This window comes from Camelimonas lactis, assembly GCF_004342915.1.
In the GTDB taxonomy this organism is placed as follows: domain Bacteria; phylum Pseudomonadota; class Alphaproteobacteria; order Rhizobiales; family Beijerinckiaceae; genus Camelimonas; species Camelimonas lactis.
The window spans coordinates 47947-63227 of sequence record NZ_SLWL01000018.1 but is presented as its reverse complement, the minus strand read 5'-3'; the positions used below and the strand labels follow the sequence as shown (position 1 = coordinate 63227).

General features: G+C 66.7%; 11 protein-coding genes and 1 pseudogene. 6 read left to right on the top strand and 6 right to left on the bottom strand.

Features of this window, described 5'->3' with window-relative positions; genetic code table 11:
- Window positions 1-116: 116 nt before the first annotated feature.
- Window positions 117-374, bottom strand: a pseudogene (locus tag EV666_RS15920) (ABC transporter substrate-binding protein); the annotation flags it as partial.
- A 263-nt stretch (window positions 375-637) separates the two neighbouring features.
- Between EV666_RS15920 and EV666_RS15915 the strand changes: the two are divergent.
- Complete coding sequence (locus tag EV666_RS15915; RefSeq protein WP_132010343.1) at window positions 638-1702, top strand: phosphotransferase family protein; 1065 nt, start codon at window positions 638-640, stop codon at window positions 1700-1702.
- 200 nt (window positions 1703-1902) lie between these two features.
- On the opposite strand, the gene EV666_RS15910 is transcribed toward EV666_RS15915, so the two are convergent.
- The gene (locus tag EV666_RS15910; RefSeq protein ID WP_132010341.1) at window positions 1903-3177 is read right to left on the bottom strand and encodes an acyl-CoA dehydrogenase family protein; all 1275 of its coding nucleotides are present in this window, start codon (window positions 3175-3177) and stop codon (window positions 1903-1905) included.
- A gap of 506 nt (window positions 3178-3683) precedes the next feature.
- On the opposite strand from EV666_RS15910, the gene EV666_RS15905 reads away from it, so the two are divergent.
- Window positions 3684-4946 (top strand): TetR/AcrR family transcriptional regulator, encoded by a 1263-nt coding sequence (locus EV666_RS15905; protein ID WP_132010339.1) that lies wholly within the window; start codon window positions 3684-3686, stop codon window positions 4944-4946.
- Window positions 4947-4974: 28 nt separating this feature from the next.
- On the opposite strand, the gene EV666_RS15900 is transcribed toward EV666_RS15905, so the two are convergent.
- Window positions 4975-6114 carry an acyl-CoA dehydrogenase family protein gene (locus tag EV666_RS15900; protein ID WP_132010337.1) on the bottom strand — a complete coding sequence of 380 codons (1140 nt, stop codon included), beginning with the start codon at window positions 6112-6114 and terminating at the stop codon, window positions 4975-4977.
- A gap of 213 nt (window positions 6115-6327) precedes the next feature.
- Here EV666_RS15900 and EV666_RS15895 point away from each other — a divergent pair, with 213 nt between their 5' ends.
- Window positions 6328-7524 carry an acyl-CoA dehydrogenase family protein gene (locus tag EV666_RS15895; protein WP_132010335.1) on the top strand — a complete coding sequence of 399 codons (1197 nt, stop codon included), beginning with the start codon at window positions 6328-6330 and terminating at the stop codon, window positions 7522-7524.
- A gap of 206 nt (window positions 7525-7730) precedes the next feature.
- Complete coding sequence (locus tag EV666_RS15890; protein WP_132010333.1) at window positions 7731-9236, top strand: SulP family inorganic anion transporter; 1506 nt, start codon at window positions 7731-7733, stop codon at window positions 9234-9236.
- Window positions 9237-9286: 50 nt separating this feature from the next.
- Here EV666_RS15890 and EV666_RS15885 read toward each other — a convergent pair whose 3' ends face one another.
- Complete coding sequence (locus EV666_RS15885) at window positions 9287-10048, bottom strand: N-acyl homoserine lactonase family protein (protein ID WP_132010331.1); 762 nt, start codon at window positions 10046-10048, stop codon at window positions 9287-9289.
- A 146-nt stretch (window positions 10049-10194) separates the two neighbouring features.
- Window positions 10195-11385, bottom strand: a complete 1191-nt coding sequence (locus tag EV666_RS15880) for an MFS transporter (RefSeq protein WP_132010329.1) — start codon at window positions 11383-11385, stop codon at window positions 10195-10197.
- 128 nt (window positions 11386-11513) lie between these two features.
- Between EV666_RS15880 and EV666_RS15875 the strand changes: the two genes are divergently transcribed.
- Entirely contained in the window at window positions 11514-12353 is an 840-nt protein-coding gene (locus EV666_RS15875) for an AraC family transcriptional regulator (RefSeq protein WP_132010327.1), read from the top strand.
- An 86-nt stretch (window positions 12354-12439) separates the two neighbouring features.
- On the opposite strand, the gene EV666_RS15870 is transcribed toward EV666_RS15875, so the two are convergent.
- A complete protein-coding gene (locus tag EV666_RS15870) occupies window positions 12440-13045 on the bottom strand; it encodes a TetR/AcrR family transcriptional regulator (protein WP_165910048.1) in 606 nt (201 codons plus the stop codon).
- 70 nt (window positions 13046-13115) lie between these two features.
- Between EV666_RS15870 and EV666_RS15865 the strand changes: the two genes are divergently transcribed.
- Window positions 13116-15143, top strand: a complete 2028-nt coding sequence (locus EV666_RS15865) for an NADPH-dependent 2,4-dienoyl-CoA reductase (RefSeq protein ID WP_245514485.1) — start codon at window positions 13116-13118, stop codon at window positions 15141-15143.
- Window positions 15144-15281 lie beyond the last annotated feature (138 nt).

Below are 15281 nucleotides of genomic sequence, written 5' to 3'. Positions count from 1 at the left end.
TGCCCACGATGCCGTGGAAATGCTGCCCATGATCGCGTGGAACGCGCGCCCATCATCCGGTGGAATCAGTGCCCACCATCCCGTGGAACACGCACTGAATGGACCGATTTTCGCAGGTCATACGGGGTCAGATTGACCTTGCGTCCGTTCACGCCGCCCTGCTGCGCATTGATCATGTGGATTTAGGCGGCCTCGGCGCGGCCGATCAGCCCATAGGCGGAGGCCGGGCCGCTCATCGGGACGGTCTGGCCAATGCGGATTTCCGCGTCGCTGGCGCCCGTGTCGTATTTTTTTGTCGTGGCCCACGCTGCGGCGTCCGCCCAGAATATGCCCGCGACAAGCGCGAGGCATGCTGGAAGCCCCGAAGACTTCATGAGGTTTCCTCTCCTTGCAGGCGCGGTCTTCGCCGCGTCTGAAAAAAACTGGTCAGTAATGCCTGGGCTGTCGATCCCAATTGTGCTGGCGGAAGCGAAACGGCCCCAAGGGCGGAGCGTCAGTTGCGCCGTGGCCCGCGCCAGGCGGCGCCGGGCAACCGCAGGGGACAACCGGCCCAAAGGAGGCTGCGGGATTGACGTCAGGGAACGCCCGTGCAGCATGCGCGCCAACACAAGTGCTTGATGACAGGGATGGAAACGCGATGAATCTGGATGATTTGCCGCTCCGGGACGTATCGCCGGCGCACCGCTTTGATGCTGGACGGCTCGAAAACTATCTGGCGGCGCGGATTGCGAATTTCGGCGCGAACATGAACGTGCGCCAGTTTGCCGGCGGCGCCTCGAACCCGACGTTCCTGCTGTCGACCGCAGCCGCAGATGGCGACCGGCATTTCGTGCTGCGCAAGAAGCCGCCGGGCAAGCTGCTGGCCAGCGCCCACCAGGTCGATCGCGAACACCGGGCCATGCAGGCCCTGGCGCAGACCGACGTGCCGGTGCCGGTCATGCGCCACTATTGCGATGACCCGGAACTGATCGGCACAGAATTCTACGTCATGGATTTTCTGGATGGCCGCGTGTTCCGGGACGCAAGCCTGCCGGAACTTTCGCCGGCGGAACGGGCAGCGGTGTATGATGGCCTGAACGACGCGCTCGCCCGGCTGCACCAGGTTGACTACAACGCGGTCGGTCTTGGGGATTTTGGCCGCAGCGGCGGCTTCTTCGCGCGTCAGCTCAAGCGCTGGACAAAGCAGTATCGGGACGCCCAGACCGAGGACATCCCTGCCATGGAGCGCCTGCTGGAGGAACTGCCGGCCCATATTCCGGCCGATGACGCCTCAACCATTGCCCATGGCGACTACCGTCTCGGCAACGTCATGTTCCATCCCACGGAGCCGCGCGTCATCGCGGTGCTCGACTGGGAGTTGTCAACCATTGGCCACCCGCTCGCGGACCTCGGTTTCAACTGCTTCATGTGGCACACCGATTCGGTCGAACTCGGCAGCCTGAAGCATGTTGATTTTGCCCGGAGCGGCATCCCGACTGAAGCGGAATACGTCGCCGCCTATTGCCGCCGCACCGGACGCGCCGGCATCGACGACTGGAATTTCTATCTGGCGTTCGCGGCGTTCCGTCTGGCGTCGATCACCCAGGGCGTCTACCGCCGTGCGCTCGACGGCAACATTTCCACCGAGCGCGAGGTCGTCAACGGCGCCCAGGACATGTCAGCGGTTGCGCTGGCGCTGCTCCACCGCGCGCCGCAGTTCTGAGTGAAGCCATGGAGCCAGATCCATTCAACGGAACGGGTTCTGGCCTGGTCTGACTGGCAGCGTTTCCGGCCGGAAGCAGCCTCTTTCCGCCGGAAGCGCTCTGGCTGACCCTGTTATGGCGACGCATACAAAAAGCCCCGGGCGCTGGCCCGGGGCTTTCTTGCTTCATCGACGAAAGGCGGCGCGCCGCCCGGCCTGGATCAGATGTTGATCTCGTAGCGGCCGACGACCATGTGGTGCACCTCGTCCGGGCCATCAGCGAAGCGCAGGTGGCGCACATCGGTGTACAGCTCGGACAGCGGGAACCACTGGGAGACGCCAGCGGCGCCGTGGATCTGCATGGCCTGGTCAATGATGCGGCAGGCCTTCTCCGGCACCATGGCCTTCACCATGCTGACCCAGACGCGCGCTTCCTTGTTGCCGAGCACGTCCATGGCCTTGGCGGCCTTCAGCACCATCAGGCGCATGGCCTCGATTTCGATGCGGGCGCGGGAGATGTGCTCGAGGTTGCCGCCGAGCAGGGCCAGCTTCTGCCCGAAAGCTTCACGACTGTTGCCGCGCTCCACCATCAGGTCCAGCGCCTTCTCGGCCTTGCCGATGGTGCGCATGCAGTGGTGGATGCGGCCCGGGCCAAGGCGAACCTGCGAGATCTCGAAGCCGCGACCTTCGCCGAGCAGGATGTTCTCCTTAGGCACGCGCACATTGTTGAAGCGGATGTGCATGTGGCCGCGCGGCGCATGGTCATGACCAAACACGTGCATCGGGCCGACGATCTCGACGCCTTCCGCGTCAATCGGCACCAGGATCTGCGACTGCTGCTTCGACGGCGGCGCGTCTGGGCTGGTCTTGACCATGGTGATCATGATCTTGCAGCGCGGGTCGCCGGCGCCGGAGATGTAGAACTTCTCGCCGTTGATGACCCACTCGTCGCCATCAAGCACGGCGGTGGTGCTGACGTTTTTGGCGTCGGAGGAGGCGACGCCCGGCTCGGTCATGGCGTAAGCCGAGCGGATCTCGCCATTGAGGAGCGGCTCAAGCCACTTCTTCTTCTGCTCGGGCGTGCCGACGCGCTCCAGCACCTCCATGTTGCCGGTGTCCGGGGCCGAGCAGTTCATCACCTCGGAAGCAAGCGGGCTCTTGCCCAGCTCGGCGGCGATGTAAGCGTAGTCGAGGTTGCTCAGGCCGACGCCGGATTCCGCGTCCGGCAGGAAGAAGTTCCACAGACCCTCGGCCTTGGCCTGGTCCTTGGCCTTCTGCAGGCACTCAAGCTGGCCCGGGGCGAAACCCCAGCGATCCTTCTTCGTCGCGTCCAGCCGGTAATATTCGACCGACATCGGATCGACGGTGTCGCGGATGAAGCGCTTGACGTGGTCGAACAGCGGCCGCGCCTGCTCCGACATGCGAAGGTCGTTCAGTTCGCTGTCCGGCGACAGGGAATAAGGCGTCTGGCGCGGCGTGTATGCTGCTTTCGTCAATTTTGGTCTCCCTACGTGTTATTGTTCGTACGGCCGGGCGATCGCCCGATGGCGGATGTCGACGCCGACGCGGCTGCATGCGGGCCACATGCCACGGGCCAGGCTCTTCTTCACCAGCATATGCGGGCCGGCGACCGGTCCAGTCAAGGTAAATCGATGGCCGATCGAACGGGATGTACGCGCTGGCGGCTCGCCGGTCCCGGCCGGCGCCGGCTTGCCGTGCATGACAATTTAACCCCTATGGCGGCGCCATCCATCCGGCGTCGCGCGTATCACTGGCATTTTTCGAAAATGGTGTATGGTCGGCTGCGGCCTCGGGATTCCCTGAATGATGACGGGTCCGGCCATGGCGCCAACGGGGATCAAAGCGCCGGCGCCGGGCTGGTGAATGGGGTTGGCGGATGCGAGGGATGTGTGATGAGGGCCGGCGCTTTCATGACCTGTGACGCGGCGATCCATGGCCGGTTTCTCCACGCCCTGGTTCCGGGGCTGGAGCCTGTTCCGGCATGACGGGCGGTTCTGTTGCTGGCGAGGGGCCGACGCGCCGTTTCATGCGCAAGCGCGAAGCCGTTCTCGATGCGGCCGCCCTTCTGTTCAACCAGCGCGGCATCCGTAACGTCACCCTGGCCGACGTCGCCCGCCGCGTCGGCCTGTCCACCAGCAGCGTAACCTATTACTACAAAAGGAAAGACGATCTGGCGCTGGCCTGCATGGGCCGGTCGGTCGAGGTGTTTGAAGAGCTGCTGGCCGTGGCGGAGCAGGCGGGAGGGCCAGAACAGAAAATCACGTCCTTTGTCACCGGTTTTTTCCAGCGGCTCGCCGGGATCGCGCGCGGCGAGCGGCCAGACTTTGTAACCTTCTCCGACGTCAGCACCCTGGTTGACGGGCGGACGGACGTTGGCGACAGGCACACCCAGGCGTTCCGGCGCGTCCGCGACCTGCTCGACGGCGCCTGTCCGGCGCCGCTGACCCATGCGGAACGGAATGCTCGGGCGCACCTGCTGTTCACCCTGACGCAATGGACCCGTTACTGGATCGATCGCCACGAGGTCACCGGCTACCCCCGGGCCGCCCGGCGCGCCGCCGACATCCTGCTGCGCGGCCTTGGCGGCGCAGGCGCCGCATGGGACCCGCCGCCGGTCGCGGCGCTGGCGGCGGCCCCGGCCCCGGATGACGTGTCGCCTGACGCGTTCCTGCGCGCCGCCACGCGGCTGATCAATGAGGAGGGCGCCCGGTTCGCCACGGTTGAGCGCATCTCGTCGGAACTCAAGGTCACACGGGGTTCATTCTATCACCACAACGACAATATTGATGATCTCGTCGTCGCGTGTTTTGAGCGCTCGTTCGACGTGATCCGGCGGGCGCAGCAACTCGCAGAAGTGTATCCGGCCGGATGGGAGAAACTGGCGGCGGCCACCGCCGCGCTGGTCCGGTTCCAGCTGTCCGCCGATGGTCCCCTGCTGCGCATGACCGCGCGCAGCCGGCTGCCCGCGCCTGCGGCCGATCACATCTGGCGCACCATGCACCAGCTTTCGGAACATTTCGCCGGGGTGATCGCCGATGGCGTCATCGACGGGTCGATCCGGCCCGTCGATCCGGCCATCGCCGCCCAGATGGTTAGCGGCATGATCAATGCCTCGGCTTCGGCCAGACGGTGGGTCCCGGAGGCGTCGCCAGCCAATGTGGTGGACCTTTATGCGCGCCCGCTGTTCATGGGCATCCTGTGTCCGTCGGCGTTTGGCGGGCATGAGGGCGCGCGGCGCGGTTAAAGGCGTCGCGCCTCCTGTCTGCGACGGTTCATGCGTTCGCGCCGCCGGCGTCCCGTCCCAGCCGGGCATAGCGGGCGATGTGATAATCGCGCGAACCGAACTGGTTCTCGATCACCGTCGCCCGGCGGAAGTAATGTCCCAGCGGCAATTCCTCGGTCATGCCCATGCCGCCATGCAACTGCACCGCGTTCTGGCCGATGAAGCGCGCTGCCCTGGCGATGGTCGCCTTGGCGGCCGAGGCTGCCCTGGCGCGCTCCGTTGCGTCGGCGTCGAGGCTGGAGGTCAGGATCTGCACGGCGGCGGCGGACTGCTCCAGCTCCATGAACATCTCGACCATGCGGTGTTGCAGGCTTTGGAAACCGGCGAGCGCCTGGCCGAACTGGCGGCGCTGCCGGGTATGGGCGATGGTGTCGTCGAGCATGCGCCGCATGACGCCGAGCGCCTCGGCGCAAAGCGCCGCGATGGCCTCGTCCATGACCGTTTCAAGGACCGGCAGCGCAGCGCCGGCGTCGCCCAGCAGGGCGTCCGCCGTAACAGGGACCTGCTCCAGCACGATGTCCGCCGCGCCGCGTCCGTCGATCAGCCGGTAGTCGTGGCAGGTCACGCCGCTGGCGCCGTGTGGGATCACAAACAGGGAGATGCCGTCGCGGTCGCGCTGGCCGCCCGACGTGCGGGCGCTGACCAGCAGGTGCGTCGCCGTGGGCGCGCCCATGACCACGGACTTTTTGCCGTCGATCACCCAGCCGTCGTGACTGCGGCGCGCGATCGTGGCGACGTCTTCCAGGGCATAACGGGTGGAGGCGTCGAAGGCGGCCAGCGCGGTGCGGACCTGGCCGGCCAGGACGCCAGCGAGCAGATCGCGCGCCAGCGGCGCGTCGTGGCGGCGCAGCAGGCCAACGCCGATGATGGCCGTTTCGAGATAGGGCTCCAGAACCAGGGCCTTGCCCAGTTCTTCCATGACGACCATTGCGTTGGCGACGCCGCCGTCAGCTCCGGGCGCCGCGGCGCCAAGAATCGCCAGGTCCGATGCGAATCCTGACCACACGGATGGCGAGAAACCGCCTTCCGCAAGGATGGCCCGCCGGCGCCCGAAGCTGTAGTTCGCGCGCAGATACTGCGACGCCGCATGTCTCAACAGGGCCTGTGCCTCGTCCGGCGCGACTGTCATTTCCCACCCGTGGTCGTTCAGTTCGTTGTCACGACATGTGCCGGCATTCGCGCGATTGGGCAAGCGGCCGCCAGCGCGCCGCCGTCGCCGCGGCTTGTCGGCGTCCCGCACATGGGGCAAGAGAACTGCAACAGCGCCCGTCAATAAAGGGCGCTTGTCAAAAGCATCGGCGGGAAACGCAGCGGAATGGGGCGTCACATGCAGAACCAGGCAATGTCGCGGGCACTTTCGGGCGAAGCCCTGCATGGCGCGTTCCGCGAGGAGGTGCGCCGGTTTCTGCGGGAGGAGTACCCCCAGGACATTCTGGAGAAGGCGCGCGCCGGCGCGGTGCTGTCGCGGGAGGATCAGATCCGTTCGCAGCAGGCGTTGCAATCGCGGGGCTGGCTCGCCGCGACCTGGCCGGCCGAATATGGTGGTCCCGGCTGGGACCCGGTGCAGCGCTATGTGTTCGAGGACGAGCTTGATCGCGCGGGCGTCCCCACGTTGCAACCAATGGCGCTGATTTACGTGGGCCCGGTGATCTATACCTTCGGCACGGAAGAACAGAAGCGCCGCTGGCTGCCGGACATCCTGTCGTCGAAAGCCATGTGGGCGCAGGGTTATTCCGAGCCGGAGTCCGGCTCGGATCTCGCCAGCCTCGGATTGCGCGCCGAGCGCGACGGCGACCATTACATCCTCAACGGCACGAAAATCTGGACCTCTTACGCCCAGTGGGCGGACTGGATTTTCTGTCTGGCGCGGACCTCGCGCGAGGAGCGGAAACAGGCGGGCATCAGTTTCATCTGCGCCGAAATGTCGTCGCCAGGCATCACCGTGCACCCCATCGTTTCCATCGACGGTTTCCATCACCTCAACCGGGTGGAGTTCGAGAACGTGCGCGTGCCGGTGGACCAGCGCATTGGCGAGGAAGGCAAGGGCTGGCATTACGCCACCTTTCTGCTGCAGAACGAACGCCTCTCCTACGCCCATGTGTCCCGCCGCAAGGCCGAGCTTGATCACCTGCGGAAGCTCGCCGCCACCCTGCCGTCGGACTTCGGAGGCGTGATGGCCGACGATCCCGATTTCATCCGCCGTCATGCGGAGAGCGAGATCGCCGTTGGCCTGCTTGAGAAGATGGTGCTGAACGCCCTCATCGCCGCCGACCAGACGACGCCAGCCCAGGTGTCGGTGCTGAAGATCCAGGCCACGGAAATCCAGCAGAAGATCACCGAGCTGGCCATTGATCTGGCGGGCCGCGCCGGCGCCGTGTGGGCGGACCGGGCGCGCGACGGCTGGCGCGAGGCCATGCCGCTGGTTCCGGCGTTCGCCGCGCCGGCCATGGGAAGCTACATGTTCGGACGCGCCGTGACGATCTATGGCGGCGCGACGGAGATCCAGAAAAATCTGGTCTGGCGCATGATCGGCAGGTGAGCAGGTCCGGGGGTGCGCCCTGCGGGCAGCGGGTGAGGGCGAACGCTGGCCACTGCCGGCGCAGGTTCCGCCATGGCGCTTTTCCGGGTAAACAGGCGCCGCCTGGCGTCAGGCGACGCGCCCACTCGGGCCGGCGGCTTAAATTCCGTTTTGGCTGGATCGCCTTTCGCCTGACGCCCTTATGCTATCTGGAAGAGATCACCGACATGAGCGCGCCCTCTGCTGCGCCTCCCGCCCGGCAGGGCCACGAGGATACCCCCTCCGTCGCTTCGACCTTGCGCGCGCCGGCGGCGCTGACGCGGGAAACCCTGGCCGGCGTGGTGACGGCGCTGGCGCTCGTGCCCGAGGTCATCTCGTTCTCCTTCATCACCGGCGTCGACCCGAAAACGGCGCTGATGTCGTCCATCGTGCTGTGCCTGGTCATGTCCGTCCTCGGCGGCCGCCCGGCCATGGTGACGGCCGCCGCCGGCTCCATCGCGCTTGTAGTCGGACCGATGGTCAAGGTGCATGGCGTCGCCTATATCCTGCCCACCATCCTGCTGGCCGGCGTCATCCAGATCATCTTTGGCCTCACCGGCATGGCGCGGCTGGCGCGTTTCATTCCGCGCTCGGTGATGCTCGGCTTCGTCAACGCCCTGGGCGTGCTGATCTTCGCCGCCCAGGTTCCGCACCTCCTCAATGTCCCGTGGGCGGTGTATCCGCTGTTCGCGCTCACCGTGGCGCTGGTGTTGCTGACGCCGCGCGTCACCACGGTGATTCCGGCGCCGCTGGTCGCCATTGTCATCGTCACCGCCATCGCGGTGTTTGGCGGCGTCGCCGCGCCGAATGTCGGCGGCGAGGGCGACATGAGCCCTGGCCTGCCGGGGCTGACGCCGTTCCTTGCGCCGCTGGAGTGGAAAACTTTGGCCATCGTCTGGCCCAGCGCCCTGTCCGTCGCCTTTGTCGGACTGCTGGAAACCCTGCTGACCGCCAGGCTGGTGGATGAGATCACCGACACCCGCTCGCACAAGGGCCGGGAGTCCTGGGCGCTCGGCGTCGCCAATATCTGCGCCGGTTTCTGGGGCGGCGTCGCTGGCTGCGCCATGATCGGCCAGACCATCGTCAACGTGAAGATCGGCGCTGCCCGCACGCGGATTTCCACCGTGGCCGCCGGGTTGACCCTGCTGCTGCTGGTCACGGGGCTGAGCAGCGTCATGGCGCGCATTCCCATGGCGGCGCTAGCGGCGGTGATGATGATTGTCGCGGTCACCACCATCGACTGGCGCAGCGTCAATCCGGCGACGTTGCGGCGCATGCCCCGCTCGGAAACCGCGGTGATGCTGCTTACCCTCGGCGTCACCGTCGCCACCGGCAATCTGGCGCTGGGCGTCGCGGCCGGCGTGCTGCTGGCCTTCGCCCTGTTCGCCCGCCGCGTCGCCCACGTGGTCAGCGTCGAGCGCAGCCTGTCGCCGGACGGTCTTGCGGTGCTTTATACGGTCGATGGCCCGCTGTTTTTTGGCAGCAGCAACGACCTGTTCGAGCGTTTCGCCTACGCAGCCGACCCCGCCGACGTCACCATCGACTTCAGCCGCGCCCAGATCTGGGACGCCTCCACCGTCGCGGCCCTGGACGCCATCGCCAGCCGCTATCGCGGCCATGGCGTGGATGTGGCGTTCAGCGGCCTCGATAACCGCAGCTCCGCCTTTCACGCCCGCCTGTCGGGAACGTTGTAAACGGTGGGGCAGATTGGGGCGGGCAGGTTGGGGCGCCATGGCGCCGCCGCTCAGGCGTAGTAATCGGCGCCCCGGCGCAGGCCGCGCCATTGCGCGTTATCGTGCCCGCAAATCACCGTCGCGCCCCGCTGTTCGAGGTCGCGTATGCGCGCGTAACTCGCGAGGCACTTCTCCACGTTCCACGTGTTCTTCGGCGCGAAATTGTCGTCCAGATTGGCTCTGACGCTCACCGCGTCGGAGGCCAGCAGGAACAGGCCGTCCCTGTCGAGGCGCACCAGCGCGGCCATGGCGCCTGGCGTATGTCCAGGCAAATGCACCAGCCGGATCCGGCCATCGCCAAAGACATCGTGCCCGTCGGCGACAGGTTCGATCGGCATGGGATGGTCCCAGTCGGTGGGAAGGTAACCCATCTGCACGCCGTCAGGCGCGCGCGCCGCGGCGAGCTCCGCTTCGTGGATGTAGATTTTTGCTTTTGTGAAGAACTGGTTGCAGCCGCAATGGTCGGTGTGAAGATGCGAACACACCACGTGGGAGATGTCGTCCGGCGACAGGCCGACGCATGCGAGGCTGTTCAGGACATGGTCGCCCTCCGTCATGACCGGCGTCATGAAACGCGCCATGTCGCCCCAGCGCGGGATGGGGTCCTTGCCGATGTCGGGGTGGCAACCCGTATCGAACAGCACGTTGCCCCTGTCGTGCCGGAGCAGGATGTAGGACACGGGAAGCTCAAATGTTTCTGCGGGCGCGGCGTGCGGGTAATAGATGGCCTTGCGCATGCGCAGGCGGCCACCTGACAGGATATGCATTTTCATGGGCATGCGTGTCCCCCGGGGTGGTCCGCCGGAAACCGGCGTTTGCTGGCCGCCGGACGGAGCCGGCGCCGGGGCAAGCCTTCATGTTCGCGCGGTCACCGTCAAGGACGTTTGCCGGGGGGATCCGCGGCTAAGCGCGGCGCGGTTCAGGCGTCGCGCGCGTCCGCATCAATGTGGAGCGCCCGGCCGGCGCCCAGGCCCAGGAACGCCAGCACGAGGCACAGGACCGCGCAGGTCAGCAGGACAATGGGCCAGCTGTCGACGAGGTCATGCAGGGCGCCGGCCAGAACCGGCCCGGTGGCGGACATCAGATAGCCAACGGACTGGGTCATGCCCGACAGGCTGGCGGTTTGCGGCGCGGAGGCGGTGCGCAGGCCAATGAAGGCGAGCGCGAGAATAAAGGCGCCGCCGATGCCGAAACCAAAGACCGCGACCCAGAGCAGCGCCAGGGCCGGGAAAAACTGCAATCCGGCCAGGGATGCGAGACTTGTCAGGGCGAGCGCCGCCGCGAGGCTACGCTGGTCGCTCGCCCGTCGCACCAGGGGCGCAATTACAAAACCCGGCAGGGCCGTCGCCAGTTGCATCACGCCATGAAACGAGCCCGCCTCGGCCTGGGAATAGCCGATGCTCGCCAGAATCGATGGAAGCCATGCGCCGATGGCGTAATAGACGAAAGAATTCACGCCGAAGAACAGCGTGACCTGCCACGCCAACGCGGAGCGCCAGACAGCGCCGCCATGCCGGGGCGCGGCGGCGCCCGCCGCCGGAGGCGGGGATCCGCGCAGCTGCGGAGCCCAGACGAGAGCGCTTGCAACCGGCAGGACCAGGAAGGCGCCGAGGGCGATGCGCCAGTCGAAGGCGTGCATCAGCGGCACGACCACCGCCGAGCCCACGGCCGACGCCACGCCCATGGTTATTGAGTAAATCGCCGTGAGCCCGGTGATCCGGTCGGGGAAATCCCGCTTGAGCAGGCTCGGCAACAGGGTGTTGCCGATGGCGATGCCGGCGCCGAGAACGCCCGTGCCCAAAAACAGCGCCCAGGCCGGCCCCGCCGAACGCACGAGGATGCCGGCCGCCATCACCGCCAGGGCCAGGAACAGCGCCCTCTCCAGCCCGAGTTTTCGCGCCAGCGGCGCTGCGAATGGCGAAACTGCGCAAAACGTCAGGAGGGGGAGGGTGATCAGCACGCCGGCCTGGCTCGCGCCCATGCCAAATGCGTCGCGTATGGCGTCCAGCAGGGGGCTGGCGGCCGTGAAGGGCGCGCGGAGATTGGTGGCGACCAGCAATATCCCGGCGATGATCCAGGCGGAGTGAAGAGGACGGGTTTTGAGGGACATGGCGGCGCGGGCTGGAGTGGGAGGGGCGGCCGCAAGGCGGCGGACGTCAGGCGTTGGCACGGTAGCACTCGCACCGCGCGCCGGATCGGGATATTACGCCATTTTATTGCTAAATCCGGTCAAAACGCATGATCCCGCCGCGCCTCTGCCCTGAGACATTCGACCCGGACGCGGCGCCGCAGACGGTGCTGGCGCTGGATGTTCCGGTGAAAGACCAGAAATTTGAACTGCCGATGCACAGTCACCGGAAGGGGCAACTGGCTATCGCCCTGCGCGGCGGCGTGATGTGCCGGACCCAGGACGGTCTGTGGATGGTTCCGCCCGGCGGCGGCGTCTGGATTCCCGGCGGGGTGAGGCACAGTAACCAGGTCACCGTGAACGGCCGCATCTGCCTGTTGTTCATCGATCCCGCCCATGCCGGCCTGCCGGACCATTGCCGCACGCTCTCGCTGACGCCGCTGGTCATCGAGATGGCGAAGCATCTGGCGGGTCTGACCTCCAGGGGGATCACGCCCGACGCCCATGCGGAAACGATCGCGCTTGTCCTGCTGGAGGAGCTGCGGCGGATGGAGGCGTCAGCCCTGCACATGCCCATCCCGGATGATCCGACGCTGATGAAGATCGCCAACGCCCTGATCCGCGCCCCTGACGACCGGAGCACTGTCGGCCAGTGGGCGGCCAGAATGGCGATGAGCGAGCGCACCCTCACGCGGCTGGTGCATGGCAGGACGGCGATGAGCTTCGGGCGCTGGCGCCAGCAGCTTCACATCATCATCGCGCTGCAAAAGCTGGCGTCCGGCATGAGCGTGCAGAATGTGTCGGACAGCCTTGGCTATGGTTCGGTCAGCGCGTTCATCACCATGTTCCGGAATGTGCTGGGGCAACCACCCGCCCGTTACATCGCCGCGCACGGCGCCGCGACCCATCCGGCGGGTGGCGCAGGGCGAAAATCCATCGGCTCCGCCTGACCTTGCGCAGGCCCCCCTGGACAACACGACGGCCAGCGTGGGCATGACCGCGATGATGCGGCTTGCCGGCGCGCGCCGGCGGGCGGTCATTTCTGGCGCGGCCGGGCGCCCCGGGTGACAAGACGCGCCGCTTCCAGACGCAGATGCGCGAACGTCGCGTCATCATCGAGCTTTCCGGCCATTCGCAGGACGATCAGGCCGTGCAGCGTCGCCCAATAGGTGTGGGCGATCACATCGGCGTCGCCCTCCAGCAGGCCCTGGGCGACCATCTCGCGCACATAGCCGGTGAGCAGATGGCGCGAGCGCGTCATCGCCTGGCGCAACTCGGGGGTGGTTTCTCCCTCATCCTGTCCAAAAGCGAAAATCAGCTGGTAGGCCGCCGGCTCCTGGAAGGCGAACGCGGCGTAAGCCTCGCCGATGGCGCGCGAGCGGTCCCACAGGTCCTCCGCGCCGGCGGCGGCCGCCTCGATGCAGTCGGAGAAGCGGTCGTAGGCCGCCGTCCGGGTCGCCGCCAGCAGATCGGTTTTTGCCGGGTAATAGCGGTAGAGGGAGGCCACGGACCAACCCATGTCAGCCGCGATGGCGCGCATGGAGACGCCCGCGGGGCCCTTGCGCGCCATATGCCGCTCCGCCACCACGCGGATGCGTTCACGGACATCGTTGACCTGTTCGTGTGTCAGTAAAACCGCCATGGCGCTTGTCATACTGAACGCTGTTCGTTATGGCAAATGTCAAACGCTGTTTAGAATGATTGGAAACGCCGTGAGCGCCAGGTATCCGCACATTTTCTCGCCCCTCAAAGTGGGCTCGACGACGATCAAGAACCGCATCCTGATGGGATCGATGCACACCGGCCTTGAGGACGTGGAGAATGCGGCGGAGCGGGTCTCCGCCTATTTCGTGGAGCGCGCCAAAGGCGGCGTCGGCATCATCATCACCGGCGGCATCGGGCCACATCCCACCGCCGGAAGCGGCGCCAAGCTGCTGGGCGCGGAAGATGTGGCCATGCACCGGCAGGTGACGGACGCGGTGCACGCCGCGGCCGACGACGTGAAAATCGTCATGCAGATCCTGCATAGCGGCCCGCTGGCCCGCACGCCCGCCTGTGTGGCGCCGTCGCCGGTCAAGTCGCGCATCGCCCAGTACCAGCCCGCCGGCCTGGATGAAGCCGGCATCGAGGAGCAGATCGCCGCCTTCGCCAATTGCGCCAGGCTGGCGCAGGAGGCTGGCTACGATGGCGTCGAAATCATTGGCTCCGCCGGCTATCTCATCTCCACCTTCCTGGTCTCCAAAACCAACCTGCGCACGGATCGCTGGGGCGGCGAATGGCGCAACCGCATGCGCTTCCCGCTGGAGATCGTGCGCCGCACCCGCGCGGCGGTCGGGCCGGACTTCATCCTGGTGTTCCGCATCTCGGCGATGGACATGCTGCAGGAGGGCCTTTCCTGGGAGGAGGTCGTCAGCCTCGCCAAAGCGCTTGAGGCCGAGGGCGTGGATGTGATCTCCACGCACTTCTGCTGGCACGAGAGCTTCGTCCCGACCATCGCCACCATGGTGCCGCGCGCCGCCTTCACCCAGGTGACCGGCCGGCTGCGCAAGGAGCTGTCGATCCCGCTCATCACCAGCAACCGCATCAACATGCCGTCGGTGGCGGAAGAGGTGCTGGCGCGCGGCGACGCCGACATCGTGTCGATGGCCCGTCCGATGCTGGCCGACCCGGATCTGGTCAACAAGGCCGCCCAGGGGCGCGAGGACGAGATCAACACCTGCATTGGCTGCAATCAGGCCTGTCTCGATCACACCTTCACCGGCCAGCTGACCACCTGCCTCGTCAATCCGCGCGCCTGCCGCGAAACCGAGCTGACCGTCGCTCCCGCCGATGCGAAGCGCAAAATCGCCATAGTCGGCGCCGGGCCCGCCGGCCTCGCCTATGCGGTCACCGCCGCAGAGCGCGGCCATGCGGTGACCCTGTTCGACGCCAATGACGAGATTGGCGGCCAGTTCAACTACGCCAAGCGCATTCCCGGCAAGGAAGAGTTCTACGAGACGCTGCGTTACTACCGCCGTATGATCGACGTGCTCGGCATCGAGCTGAAGCTGGGCGTGCGCGTCGATGTGGACACGGTGCGGGCTGGCGGCTTCGATCATGTGGTGGTGGCCACCGGCATCACCCCGCGCACGCCGCAGATTCCCGGCATCGATCACGGCAAGGTGGTCAGCTACATCGACGTCATCACCGGCCAGGCGCCCGTGGGACAGAAGGTGGCGATCATTGGCGCCGGCGGCATTGGCTTTGACGTCGCCGAACTCATCACCCACGCCGGCAAGAGCAGCGCGCTCGACGTCAATGTCTTCGCGAAGGAGTGGGGCATTGATTTCACCAACCACCCGCGCGGCGGCGTCACCGGCGTCACGCCGGAGGTCGCCGCCAGCGGCCGCGAGGTGATGTTGCTGCAGCGCAAGGAAACCCCGGTGGGCCAGGGGCTTGGCCGCACCACTGGCTGGACCCATCGCATGACGTTGCAGCGTCGCGGCGTGAAGATGATGCGCGGCGTTGAATATGTCGGTATCGACGACGCGGGCCTGCACGCGGTGGTCGGCGGCCAGCCGGAGCTGTTCGACGTCGATACGGTGATCGTCTGCGCCGGCCAGGACCCGCTGCGGACGCTGCACGACGCCCTGGACGAGGCCGGGATTTCTTCCGAACTGGTTGGCGGCGCTTTCGAGGCGGCCGAACTCGACGCCAAACGCGCCATCAAGCAGGCGACCGAGTCAGCGGCGCTGGTCTGACATCCCGGGCGGCGCGCCCGGCGCCGCCCCATTCACCAGCCATTGCCGCCGGCCCCCGCCGGCGATGCGCGGCGGTCGCCCCTGGCCCCCGGGCCTGGGGTTCGACAGGCGCGTCAGGGCGGCGTATTCAGGCCCTTC